Genomic DNA, 12383 nt, shown 5'->3' with positions numbered 1-12383 from the left:
AAATTATTCTGGATAATATCAATGGGTTTTTGTAATTTTTTTTGTATCTTTGTAGTCCCGTATTATCCCTCAATAAAAAAAACAAGATATGTCTAAACTTCGTATTCTCTACGTAGCAAGTGAAATCAATCCATTTCTTCAAACCTCTGAGGTTGCCAACTTTGTCAGGGCTTTACCACAGGCCATGCAAGAGAAAGGAATGGAAATCCGTATTCTTGTTCCTAGATTTGGTTTGATCAATGAAAGAAAGAACAGGTTGCATGAAGTGGTAAGACTTTCAGGAATCAACATTTCTGTCGGTGAGGAGGAAAAACCATTGATTATCAAGGTTGCTTCCATTCCAAACGCAAAACTTCAAGTTTATTTTATAGACAATGAAGACTATTTCCAGAGGAAAAGCGTTTTCTTTGACAAACAAGAAAAATTCTATGAAGACAATGACGAGAGAGCCATTTTCTTCTGTAAAGGAGTAATTGAAACAGTTAAAAAATTGGGCTGGGCGCCAGATGTTGTACATTGCAATGACTGGATGACGAGCTTGATTCCATTATACTTAAAAACGACCTATAAAAACGAACCGTTATTCAAAGACACAAAATCAGTCTTTACTATTTATAATAACGGATTTAATCATAAATTTGGCGATGATTTGTTGGAGAAAGTCAAAATGGTTGACATAGACGACAGCATCTTGGCACCTTTGAAGTCCAAAGACTATGAAGGATTCCTTAAAATAGGTATGGAATATGCTGATGTTGTGATCAAAGGCGATGAAATCTCTGACAGTCTGAATCAAATCATTGAAGAGTGCTCTAAAGATAAAAAGTGTGAGATTAACAACGAAGACGAAGAAGAACAACTTTTTGAAAGTTACTACAACATCTATACGGACCTGGCAGGCTAAGCTGGCAGGTTTATTACTAGTATCTACCACGATAAATAGTTCCTGTACCGATCCATCTGATGCTGGATTGATATTGGACCCAGATATAAATCAGATAGGGGTTTTCTATGCAGAAATACCCCTTTCTGCTTATTTGGTGGATGTAGATTCCCTCAATACCACCAATCCAGGCAGGTTAGTCGTAGGAGGCGATAATAGTGAGTATTTCGGTAGGACCGAATCCATCGGCTACAGTAGGATGAATTTTGATCCTGACAGGACCAAGCCAAGTACTGAAGCCATTTTTGACTCAGCCAGGTTCAATTTAAATATTACCTCCTTGACAGCAGAGGATTTGGACAACCTCAAAAGCTTTTCTGCCCATAAACTCACGGAACCAATACTGGATACCACTTATTATAATTTCGATCACTTAGCATATGAGGAAAGCCCTTTTGCTACGGGATCTTTTATGCTGAAGGAAAATTCGGACACATTGGTAGCCATGAATATGGATGAGACCTTTGCGATGGATCTTTTCACTAAGCTACAAAATGATGATCCTATCTTTAACGATGTTTTTTCATTTAGAAATTACTTGCCGGGCTTTGCATTAAAGGGAAACCCTGATGAGGAAACCGCTATTAATGTATTTGCCGGAGAAGCAACTGGGATCAAAATTTATTATCACGAGGATGAGGACGATACGGTATCCACTTCATACACAATCTACACTTTAGAATCCAGACATTTTAATGGAGTCTTAACAGAGAAATCGGGCACGCCGACAGAAGCTGTTATAGAAAAAAATAAAGCCTATGATGTAGGAAATCTAGTTGGTGGTAAAAACCTTTTGGGATTGGTGGCAAAATTAGACATGGAACCACTTTCAAATTTCCTTGATACCTTAGAAAATGTTACCTTTAACCAAGCGCTGTTGGAGCTTGGACCGGTTGAGAATTTCCCTGATGGTAAACTTCCACCCGCAAGTTTAATTCCTTACTTTACGGATGAAACCAACAAAATCCTAACTAGGGAAGCAGACGGAATTCTTTTATCCATTCAATCAGACGGATATAACCAAACCGTAACTGATGAGGATGGAAATGTAATCCCTGCATTTACTCCAGCAGGAGCCAACCCATTACTCTTCAATTCTGAGAAGTTCAATTACGAAATCAGCATTAGCTCATATATAAATTCTCTTTTCAGAACAGATTTAGAAAGAAACGATATTTTATTATTTCCAAGAACACCTAGCACACAAAGTGCTCCATTCTATCAACCGGACGATATCCGTTCTCTAAGAGAATATGTACTGAATCAAAACTCTATCAAACTTAAAATTTTCTATACTAAAATGAGATAGCTTTAAATAAATTTCCGACCCTAATAAACAAAAACTTTTATGTGTGGAATTGTAGCCTATGTTGGCAAGCAGGAAGCCCTGCCTGTCATCATAAAAGGCCTAAAAAGACTCGAATATCGAGGCTACGACAGTGCCGGTGTGGCCTTACTAAATGAAGCCGGCCTGAATGTCTACAAAAAAAAGGGGAAAGTTTCCGAATTGGAAAACTCCCTTTTAGACAACCCCAACCTCCACTCCCATATCGGGATAGGTCATACGAGATGGGCAACGCATGGTGAACCCAACGATGTCAACGCCCACCCTCACTATTCCTCATCAGAAAATTTCGCCATGATTCACAACGGGATCATCGAAAACTATGATGTGTTGAAAACTGACCTGATCAATAAGGGATACACCTTTCACAGCGAAACGGATTCCGAAGTCTTCATCAACTTTATTGAAGACATTTATCAAAACAACAACTGCAGCATTGAAGAGGCTGTGCGCTTGGCCCTGCATAAAATCGTGGGCGCTTATGCGATTGTTTTGATGCACAAGGATGAACCGGACACACTGATTGCTGCAAGAAAGGGATCACCATTGGTCATAGGAGTGGGAGAAGATGAATTCTTCCTGGCATCTGATGCCACCCCCATCGTGGAGTACACCAATCAAGTGGTCTACCTGGACGACTATGAAATCGCCGTGATTCGGGATGCCAAACTACAGATCAAAACCATTGAGAATGTAGAGACACACCCTTATATCAACCAATTGGAGATGGAGTTAGAGTCCATCGAAAAAGGTGGATTTGATCACTTTATGCTTAAAGAAATCAGCGAGCAACCCAGATCCATTGCAGATTGTATGCGTGGTAGGTTGGATGCCAAAGGTGGCAGACTGGTCTTAGGCGGATTAAGGGACTATATGAACAAGTTCCAAAATGCCGACAGGATCATTATCACTGCTTGTGGTACCAGTTGGCATGCTGGCTTGGTGGCAGAATATCTCTTTGAAGAATTCGCCAGAGTGCCTGTTGAGGTAGAATATGCCTCGGAATTCAGGTACAGAAACCCAGTCATCAACAGCAAGGATTTCGTCATTGCCATTTCCCAGTCTGGTGAAACAGCGGATACTTTGGCGGCCATTGAGCTAGCCAAATCAAAGGGCGCAACCATCTTTGGTGTTTGTAATGTAGTGGGATCTTCCATTGCCAGAGCAACCCATGCGGGGTCTTATACCCACGCTGGACCAGAAATCGGTGTTGCCTCCACAAAAGCTTTTACGGCCCAAATCTCCGTACTTTCCATGATGGCCCTCATGTTGGGCTACCAAAGAGGGACTTTACCTGAAAGCAAGTATATGCAGCTTTTAAGCGAATTGGAGGCCATTCCAGCAAAAGTTGAAAAGACCTTGAAGCTTAATGAGCAAATAGAAAAAATATCTGCACAGTATAAGGACGCCAGCAACTTCCTTTACCTAGGTAGGGGATATAATTTCCCGGTGGCTTTGGAGGGCGCATTGAAGCTAAAGGAGATTTCTTATATACATGCTGAAGGCTATCCTGCAGCTGAGATGAAACATGGCCCCATTGCTTTGATTGATGAGGAAATGCCTGTAGTTTTCATCGCTACCCAAGACAGCTCCTATGAGAAAGTAGTCAGCAATATCCAAGAGGTAAAAGCAAGAAAGGGAAAAATCATTGCCGTGGTAACAGAAGGTGATGAAACGGTGAAAAAGATGGCTGATCATGTCATTGAAATCCCTAAGGCTCACGAAGCTTTTGTCCCTTTGATTTCTGTGATTCCTTTGCAGCAGCTTTCTTACCATATTGCTGTTATGCGCGGGTGTAATGTGGACCAACCTAGAAATCTGGCCAAGTCCGTTACAGTAGAATAATAAATTAATATCCAAAACAAACAATAAAAGACGCTGGACTATTTAATCCAGCGTCTTTTATTGTTTAATCCACTTTGTGGTAAACGCTTCATTATTTGTAAAAAATGAAACTATATACACTCCACCTGAAAGTTGTTTCAGCTTATCATTAAAAGACAATTGAATATCTTTATATATACCATTTATGGAATAAATATTCACACCCTGCATATTCTTAATTCGTATCCATACTCTTTTTGCATATAAATTTTCCGGCACTTCAATGTGAATAGTTCCAGTTTGATAAGGATTTGGAAAAATCCTTAAATCTTCGATTTGATCCCATCCTCTAAAAAGCCCAAATACGGGCGAAAACTGAATTTCTCCGGATTTCTCGACAGCTCCAATCTTATAATACACCTGTGGATAACTCAAAGAAACACTATCCCTGAACACATAAGTATTGATGAATTGGTTATTATCCTTCAGGGACATATAGCCGATTAATTCAAACTTATCCACACCCATTATGGAGCGATAAATATCATATTTATCAATACTTTGCTCTTCCTCTACAGTCCAAAAAACCAGGTTATCCGCGCCGTCTTCCTTTGCAGAATAAGACAACCAATCCAAAGGAAGTATAGAAGCAGTAACATAACTTCCAATGGTGAATTTTCCCCCGTCCATTTCACTCAGTGACAACTCCCGCCTGGCAAAAAATTCTCCTGCATCATCCTCTGCTAACAAGTGATCTCCTTCAGCAGCAATATGATCCCCAACTATCCGAATATCATTGACATTATCCACAATGAGATCATCAGCAGAAATCCTAAGAATCAAATCGACATTATCACTGGACCCAGTATTTAAAGTAAAATAGCTATTGAGCTGATACAGAATATTGGTTCCATCATCATCCAGGAAGTTGGCATGATGGTCTACTCCTGGCACCTGTTGATAAGTAATGGAAAGTACTGAACTTAAAGCAGTATGAACACCTTCCAATTGCACTTTCCTTATTCCATCTTCATACTTATCCACAAAAGGAAAAGTAGCATTTGTACTATTCAAAATAACTGGAATTTGACCATATTGAAGCTGAAAAAGGTTATGCCAACTACCCGCTGAATACTGGTAGGAACCTAAGCCACCACTGTTGATATATAAATCATGATTATCAAAATCAATTGCTCCCTGAATCATTTTGAAATCATTTATGATTTGAAGATTATTATCCAATATCAGCATCCCTGCAGATTTGTCAACTTCCAAGTCTGATACAGTAAGCGCAAAACCAGCAACCACCTGATCAGCGGATCCATTTATTAATAAATTGGTATTGTTATCCACAATATTGCCTCCATTTATTTTTTCCACATTTCCCGCTACCTCTAATACTGCTGGCAAGTACTTTTGTGCATTACCCTGAAAAACAAGATGATTATACCTAATCGGTAAAACAGCACCCAACATACTGGTACTTACAAAATTTTGGTTTCCTGAACTGGAAGCATAATAAACGGTTCCATCTAAATTCACGCTAGCAGCATTTATTTCTGGATCATTGGCATTAAAAATCAAATCGGCTCCATCTTCCAAATCCAATAACGACGCTGGAACCAAGCCACTGGCCGATCGAAAAAGAATTCCCTCAGAACAATCCGACTCCAAGCTTGCCCCATTCTCAATTACCAAATCTCCATAAGCACCAATCACTGCTGGATCATTATTGAAAGAAAAACTGGCACAGTCTACTCCTGGAACACCCTCCTGAATCACCTTTCCATTTTTAATCACAAATTTATTAGCTTTCACTGCTTCTTGAATCCTTAAAACCTCTCCAGGATCCGCATCAAAAACCATGGTATACCGACTTCTGGTAGTAAAAGCACTCCAAGCGCCACTTGGAATAACCACTCTTGAACTTCCCTTAAAGACCAATTGACTATTCACACTACTACCTATCCAATCAATAGTATTCCAAGTTCCAGTTGGAGTACCCGGTGCTGCACCATCATAAGCATTAAGACTCCCGTAGATTTCCAATTGAAAATCATTAAGATCCAACTTTTCACCCGTACCTGTTTGGGCATTTAGAAATAAAGCATGTACTGATTCGTTTTGTTGAAGTGTTACCTTATGCCCATATTCAATATATACATCGTGACTATCATCAGGTTTGGCACTTGCAGCCACCCAAGTAGTACCATCATAAATTTCCCAAATGTTCACCTGATCAAAATAGCCACTTGCAATACTTCGATAAGCTCCGACTGATTGGGCATAGGTATTCTGGGATAATATCCTTACGGTCATAAAAATTATGGATATTATCTTGTAATTTCGTTTTGGGATATAAACCCTAAAAAAATCAAGACGCAATAAAAAATTCATCGTTAAAAAATTCGATGGAATCCAATTTAATAAGATATTAAAAAAGATGAAAAAAATAGGATTAATTTTTTCACTTATTCTACTGACTTCTAAGCTATTAAGTGCACAAGAATATAGAATCAGCCTTTTGACATGTGACCCAGGAACCGAGCTTTACAGCATTTTTGGTCATAGTGCTGTGAGGGTAACAGATCAAAAAACAGGTAGGGATCTAATTTTTAACTATGGAACCTTTGACTTTGACACGCCAAATTTCTATTTGAAATTTGCTCAAGGAAAATTGGACTATAAACTTAGCATAAGTACTTACCAGTCATTTATTGAACATTATTCCTATTCAGGAAGAGCAGTAAGAGAGCAAGTGTTGGATCTCAATCCACAGCAAGCTGCTAAAGCAGTCGAATTCCTGCAAATCAACTACCAGCCTGACAACCGCTATTACCGCTATGATTTCTTCTATGACAATTGTGCTACCAGGATCAGAGATATGCTGGAGGTAGTTCTGGGCGATCAACTGGAGTGGAAAAACCCTATTGATGCTGATGAAAAAACTTTTAGAAACTTGATAGATGAATATGTCCTTCCATTGCCTTGGGGAGACTTGGGCATTGACCTTGCCTTGGGGAGTGTTATAGATATTCCAGCTAATGAAAGACAAAAGCAATTCCTTCCTGACTATATGGAAGCTGCCTTTGGTAGAGCTGAAATTGTAGGAGATGGCCCCACAAGACCCCTGGTAAAAAGTCAATCTACTGTCCTGAACCTTCCACCTGTTAACATTGAAAACAGTATCTTCAATCCTTACTTTCTGTTTTGGTTGATAGCCATCGTATTTATGGTATTCACCTATATTGGCTTCAAAAAGAAACGACTCTATATTGGTCTTGATCAAGGACTTTTTCTTTTACTTAGCCTTTTAGGATTAGTAGTAATATCCCTTTGGTTCTTTACGGAACATACTGCCACCAAGTATAATTGGAACCTTTTATGGGCCTTTCCATTACATGGAGTTTTAGTTTATGGTCTGAACCAAAAATATCCTGCAGAATGGGTAAAGAAGTATTTACTATTTGCCCTTATCATGGCAGATGCTGCCATTGTATTTTGGATATTGGGCTGGCAATCTTTCCATCCAAGCGTATTGCCCTTTATCTTGGTGATCATTTTAAGAACTAATTACCTTTATTATAACTTAGACAGGTTGAAAGCATATAAAAGGAATGTAAAAGTTTAATAAACTTTTACCCATCGAATAAACGTTAGTTAAGGACACTAAAGAAAAACCATGGATTTCAAAATAATATCTGATTACAGTCCTACAGGCGACCAACCAGCCGCTATCAAAAACCTCTCTGAGGGGATCAATGCAGGAGAACCTTCCCAAGTACTTTTAGGGGTAACTGGTTCGGGCAAAACCTTTACAGTTGCCAATGTAATTCAGGAAGTCCAAAAACCTACTTTAGTACTCTGTCACAACAAAACCTTGGCAGCCCAGCTTTATGGCGAGTTCAAGCAGTTTTTTCCTGAAAATTCAGTAGAGTATTTTATTTCCTACTATGATTATTATCAACCAGAAGCTTTTATCCCCACCAGTGGAGTATATATTGAAAAGGATCTTTCGATCAATGAAGAAATAGAAAAATTAAGACTTAGCGCCACTTCAGCCCTGCTATCAGGACGTAGGGATGTTATCGTAGTAGCTTCTGTTTCATGCATCTATGGTATCGGAAATCCAGAAGAATTTGGAAAGAATGTAGTCAAACTTCAGGAAGGAGACCGAATCCCAAGAAACCAATTGCTTTTTAAATTGGTGGATATCCTCTACAGCCGGGCCAATGCAGATTTCAAACATGGTACATTTAGGGTGAAGGGTGATACGGTAGATATCTTTGTGGCCTATGCAGACTTTGCCTACAGAATTTATTTCTGGGGAGATGAAATAGAGGCCATTCAGCGCATTGATCCTGCTACTGGTAAAAAACTATCCAGTGAAAAACTGATTACGATTTTCCCGGCCAACCTGTTTGTGACAGGCAGAGATGTCATAGATGTGGCCATCAAAGAAATCCAAGATGATTTGATGGCCCAGATTTCCTTTTTTGAAAAGGATATGAGATTGGAAGAAGCGACCAGATTAAGGGAGAGAACCGAATTTGATCTTGAAATGATCAGGGAATTGGGCTATTGTTCAGGTGTGGAAAACTATTCCAGGTATTTCGACAGAAGATCTGCAGGAGCCCGACCTTTCTGCCTCTTGGATTATTTCCCAGATGACTTCTTGATGGTCATAGACGAAAGTCATGTGACCATCCCACAGATCAGGGCCATGTGGGGCGGTGACCGCTCCAGAAAGGTCAATTTGGTGGACTTTGGCTTTAGGCTACCTTCTGCTTTGGACAACCGACCGCTGAAATTTGATGAATTTGAATCCCTTACCAATCAGCTCATCTATGTAAGCGCTACACCAGCAGATTATGAACTGAACCAAACTGATGGCGTAGTGGTGGAGCAGATTATCCGTCCAACGGGTCTACTGGATCCACTGATAGATGTGAGGCCAAGTGGGAACCAGATCGATGACCTATTGGAGGAAATCGACCAGACCATTAAGCAGGGTGACAGAGTCTTGGTGACCACCTTGACCAAAAGAATGGCAGAAGAGCTTAATAAATTCTTGGAAAGAGCTGGCATCAAATGTCGTTATATACACTCCGAAGTAAAATCTCTGGACAGGGTGGAAATCCTTAGGGAATTACGTTTGGGTATTTTTGATGTTTTGGTAGGGGTTAACCTACTAAGGGAAGGGTTGGACTTACCTGAAGTTTCCCTCGTGGCCATTTTAGATGCAGATAAAGAAGGGTTCCTGAGAAATGAAAGGAGTTTGGTACAGACTATCGGTAGAGCAGCGAGAAATGAAAACGGTCGGGTGATCATGTATGCAGATAAGGTAACTGCCTCCATGCAGCGAGCCATAGATGAGACGAAAAGAAGGAGAGGAATTCAAATTGCATATAATGAAGAGCATGGCATCACTCCAAAAACAGTCATCAAATCCAAAGAAAAAATCATGGGACAAACCAAAGTGGCAGACAGTAAAAAGAATGCCAAGTTCTATGATGATCACTTTACGGATGATCAAGCCTATGCAGCAGATCCTGTGGTACAATATTTGAGCAAGGATAAGCTGGAAAAACTTATCCCGCAAACCCAAAAACAAATGGAAAAAGCAGCCAAGGAACTTAATTTTATGGAGGCCGCCCGTTTAAGAGATGAATGGCAGGGATTAAAGAAAAGACTGGAAGAGCTCAAACGTATGGACTGATAAATGCTACTGGTTTTTGAAAATCAGGATGTTATTTTTCCACCACCAATTGACAGAATATTACAAATGAAAAAAATTTTAATGCTAATGGCTTTCCCGCTATTTTTGTGGGCAAGCAAGGAAGCACATGCACAACAAGCAGCAGGCAGTTATTTGATATCTGGTGCTTTGGACCTGGTCAAAACAGATGCACCGGGAGTCATCAGAAGATACCAAATTGGTGTAGAAGCCAATTATTTTCACTGGCATAATATATCCTTTTCTGGTGGATATGAGTTTAACTATAATAGACCAAACCAAGTTAGCTTAGGTGGCAGATTTTACCCATTGGAACCAGCCTTTATCAGAATGAGGGGCTTGATAGGAAAGAATAGCGATATTGCTTTTGGAGCAGGATATACCTTTAACCTGTCTTACAGATTGCGTCTAGAGGGAATAGTGGATTATTATGCGGTAAGCAATGTAGCAGGTTTAAGAGCTGGATTGAGCTTTTTGATCAACTAAAAGAATAAAGAAATGACACTTCAGGAAGTGACAAGACTGGCCCAAAAGGGTGAAGGCTTACATATTGAATTCAAAAAAAAGGCGTCACACCCTGAGAAAATTGTCAGAGAAATCATTGCCCTGTCCAACACTGATGGTGGCTACCTCATGATAGGGGTGGATGATGATAAAACTGTAAGTGGCCAAAGGTATATTGAAGAGGATGTATATGTGCTGGAAAAGGCCATTAAAGAAAAAATCAGGCCCATAGTACAATATGAATTATCGATCATTCCTATAAATGAAAAAAAGGGAGTAGCGGTTTTCCATTTTGAAAAAAGTCCCAAAAGGCCCCATTTTTTATATGAAGACGGCCGAAAGAAATCTTATGTGAGAGTGGAAGACCGCACGGTGCAAGCTAGTAGGGAAGTTTGGGAAATCCTTCGCAGGGGTAAAAATGAAAAGAATATTATTTTCAACTACGGGGATAAGGAAACCAAACTCATGCAGGCGCTCAATGAAAAAGAATCCATTACCTTAAAAGAATATTCAAAAATCGCCCGTTTACCGAGGTTTATTGCCTCAAAGACTTTGGTAAGATTGGTACTGGCCAATGTACTGCAGGTGGTTCCTCAGGAACAGGAGGATTTATTTAGGCTCAAACATCTTTCCTAATCTCCTCCAAGGCTGCCTGAACCAAATCATTCTCAAATCCCCTGCTCAACAAATACCGATGGACTTTTACCTTCTTCTTAAACAAATCATTATCATGGGTGGTGTCCCATTTCTTTTGGGCAAGTCCCAATAATGTCTCCCAGTACTGGTCTTGTTCAATCTCCCTCATTCCTGACTTTATGCAATTAACAGTGATTCGATGCTGCTTCAGGCCCTGCTCAATCTTTATTTTTCCCCACTTTTTTAGGTTGAACTTTCCCCTGACATAGGATTGGGCAAATCGCTCTTCATTCAAAAAATTCTCAGTGATCATTAAAGAAATCAAGTCCTCCACTTCCTCACTGAAAAGCCCATAACTGTACAGCTTATCCCTTACTTCCTGTTGGCTTCTTTCCTGATAAGCACAAAAAGCAGCGATCTTTACCTTGGCCTCTGAAGGACTTAGTGATTTTTTCTGTTGCTCATTTGAATAATCTTTTCTTTGGAAGGACATTTTATGTAATTTTAGCATCGAAATTGCTTTTCCTGCCTTACAAAAATCAGGAAATTTATTTACTCATCAAATATATCAAACCTAACCAAAATTATCATGCGCAAAAAAATCGTCGCCGGTAACTGGAAAATGAACGGAACGCAGGAAGAAGGCCAAAAGCTAACTTCTGAAATTGTCAATATGGTACAGGACGAACGCATCAGCGATGTGACTGTAGTCTTGAACCCTCCATTTGTTCATGCTTCAAATGTAAAAAAATTGATCGGTGGAGTTCCTAACATTTTCCTTGGTGGACAAAACTGCTCAGATAAGGAATCTGGTGCTTACACTGGTGAAACTTCCGCTAAAATCTTAGCTTCTTTCGGCGCTAAATATGTGATCATTGGTCACAGTGAACGTAGAGAATATTTCAACGAAAGCAATGAAGAGCTTACGGCAAAAGTAAAGCAAGCCCTTGCCAATGATTTAACGCCAATCTTCTGCTGTGGAGAGCCGCTTGAGATTAGAGAAGCAGGTACTCACGAGGATTATGTAAAGGAGCAGCTAACTGCCAGTCTTTTCGGTTTGACTGAAGAGGAATTCTCAAAAATCGTTATCGCTTACGAACCAATCTGGGCAATCGGAACTGGTAAAACAGCCTCTTCTGACCAGGCTCAGGACATGCATGCAGCTATCAGAGCTCACCTTGCCTCTAAGTATGGCCAAGATATCGCTGATGGTACTTCTATCCTTTACGGAGGAAGCTGTAAGCCTGACAATGCGGTGGAGATCTTCTCTAAAGCTGACGTAGATGGAGGTTTGATAGGTGGTGCTTCTCTTAAATCAAGAGACTTCGTAGATATCATCAAGTCATTCTAAATATACCTAAGAGACTGTCAAACAAGACAGTCTCTTTTATTCC

At 39.9% G+C, this 12383-nt stretch carries 10 protein-coding genes; 8 read left to right on the top strand and 2 right to left on the bottom strand.

Annotation, left to right across the window (positions count from 1 at the left end):
- Positions 1–88: 88 nt before the first annotated feature.
- The 3 genes from H7U17_RS13780 to glmS are packed head-to-tail and all read left to right on the top strand — an operon-like array spanning position 89 to position 4133.
- On the top strand, positions 89–904 hold the full coding sequence (locus H7U17_RS13780) for a glycogen/starch synthase (RefSeq protein ID WP_186757315.1): 816 nt from the start codon (positions 89–91) through the stop codon (positions 902–904).
- Complete coding sequence (locus tag H7U17_RS13775) at positions 828–2252, top strand: DUF4270 family protein (RefSeq protein WP_317172743.1); 1425 nt, start codon at positions 828–830, stop codon at positions 2250–2252. The genes H7U17_RS13780 and H7U17_RS13775 overlap by 77 nt, the downstream gene beginning before the upstream one ends.
- A gap of 39 nt (positions 2253–2291) precedes the next feature.
- Positions 2292–4133: a glutamine--fructose-6-phosphate transaminase (isomerizing) gene (gene glmS / locus H7U17_RS13770; protein WP_186757314.1), complete on the top strand. Its 1842-nt coding sequence runs from the start codon at positions 2292–2294 to the stop codon at positions 4131–4133.
- Positions 4134–4190: 57 nt separating this feature from the next.
- Here glmS and H7U17_RS13765 read toward each other — a convergent pair whose 3' ends face one another.
- Entirely contained in the window at positions 4191–6431 is a 2241-nt protein-coding gene (locus H7U17_RS13765) for a T9SS type A sorting domain-containing protein (RefSeq protein ID WP_186757313.1), read from the bottom strand.
- Positions 6432–6555: 124 nt separating this feature from the next.
- On the opposite strand from H7U17_RS13765, the gene H7U17_RS13760 reads away from it, so the two are divergent.
- The 4 genes from H7U17_RS13760 to H7U17_RS13745 all read left to right on the top strand — a co-directional run bounded on the left by H7U17_RS13760 (position 6556) and on the right by H7U17_RS13745 (position 10989).
- Positions 6556–7743: an Lnb N-terminal periplasmic domain-containing protein gene (locus tag H7U17_RS13760; protein ID WP_186757312.1), complete on the top strand. Its 1188-nt coding sequence runs from the start codon at positions 6556–6558 to the stop codon at positions 7741–7743.
- Positions 7744–7794: 51 nt separating this feature from the next.
- Positions 7795–9831, top strand: coding sequence for an excinuclease ABC subunit UvrB (gene uvrB / locus H7U17_RS13755; protein WP_186757311.1), 2037 nt, complete (start codon positions 7795–7797; stop codon positions 9829–9831).
- Positions 9832–9897: 66 nt separating this feature from the next.
- On the top strand, positions 9898–10335 hold the full coding sequence (locus tag H7U17_RS13750; RefSeq protein ID WP_186757310.1) for a hypothetical protein: 438 nt from the start codon (positions 9898–9900) through the stop codon (positions 10333–10335).
- Positions 10336–10347: 12 nt separating this feature from the next.
- Entirely contained in the window at positions 10348–10989 is a 642-nt protein-coding gene (locus H7U17_RS13745) for an AlbA family DNA-binding domain-containing protein (protein ID WP_186757309.1), read from the top strand.
- Here the strand turns inward: H7U17_RS13745 and H7U17_RS13740 are convergent.
- Complete coding sequence (locus H7U17_RS13740; RefSeq protein ID WP_186757308.1) at positions 10973–11482, bottom strand: regulatory protein RecX; 510 nt, start codon at positions 11480–11482, stop codon at positions 10973–10975. The two genes, H7U17_RS13745 and H7U17_RS13740, sit on opposite strands and share 17 nt — an antisense overlap.
- 96 nt (positions 11483–11578) lie before the next feature.
- Between H7U17_RS13740 and tpiA the strand changes: the two genes are divergently transcribed.
- Complete coding sequence (gene tpiA, locus H7U17_RS13735) at positions 11579–12340, top strand: triose-phosphate isomerase (RefSeq protein ID WP_186757307.1); 762 nt, start codon at positions 11579–11581, stop codon at positions 12338–12340.
- The last annotated feature ends 43 nt before the right edge of the window (positions 12341–12383 follow it).

The sequence above is a fragment of the Echinicola salinicaeni genome, from assembly GCF_014280965.1.
Lineage (GTDB): Bacteria > Bacteroidota > Bacteroidia > Cytophagales > Cyclobacteriaceae > Echinicola > Echinicola salinicaeni.
This window is presented reverse-complemented; position numbering and strand designations above follow the sequence as displayed.

Bases quoted from the DNA above. Each gene is read 5' to 3' on its own strand.
- H7U17_RS13780 (WP_186757315.1), top strand. From the start codon at position 89: ATGTCTAAACTTCGTATTCTCTACGTAGCAAGTGAAATCAATCCATTT.
- tpiA (WP_186757307.1), top strand. From the start codon at position 11,579: ATGCGCAAAAAAATCGTCGCCGGTAACTGGAAAATGAACGGAACGCAG.
- H7U17_RS13740 (WP_186757308.1), bottom strand. From the start codon at position 11,482: ATGTCCTTCCAAAGAAAAGATTATTCAAATGAGCAACAGAAAAAATCA.
- H7U17_RS13745 (WP_186757309.1), top strand. From the start codon at position 10,348: ATGACACTTCAGGAAGTGACAAGACTGGCCCAAAAGGGTGAAGGCTTA.
- glmS (WP_186757314.1), top strand. From the start codon at position 2,292: ATGTGTGGAATTGTAGCCTATGTTGGCAAGCAGGAAGCCCTGCCTGTC.
- H7U17_RS13760 (WP_186757312.1), top strand. From the start codon at position 6,556: ATGAAAAAAATAGGATTAATTTTTTCACTTATTCTACTGACTTCTAAG.
- uvrB (WP_186757311.1), top strand. From the start codon at position 7,795: ATGGATTTCAAAATAATATCTGATTACAGTCCTACAGGCGACCAACCA.
- H7U17_RS13765 (WP_186757313.1), bottom strand. From the start codon at position 6,431: ATGACCGTAAGGATATTATCCCAGAATACCTATGCCCAATCAGTCGGA.
- H7U17_RS13750 (WP_186757310.1), top strand. From the start codon at position 9,898: ATGAAAAAAATTTTAATGCTAATGGCTTTCCCGCTATTTTTGTGGGCA.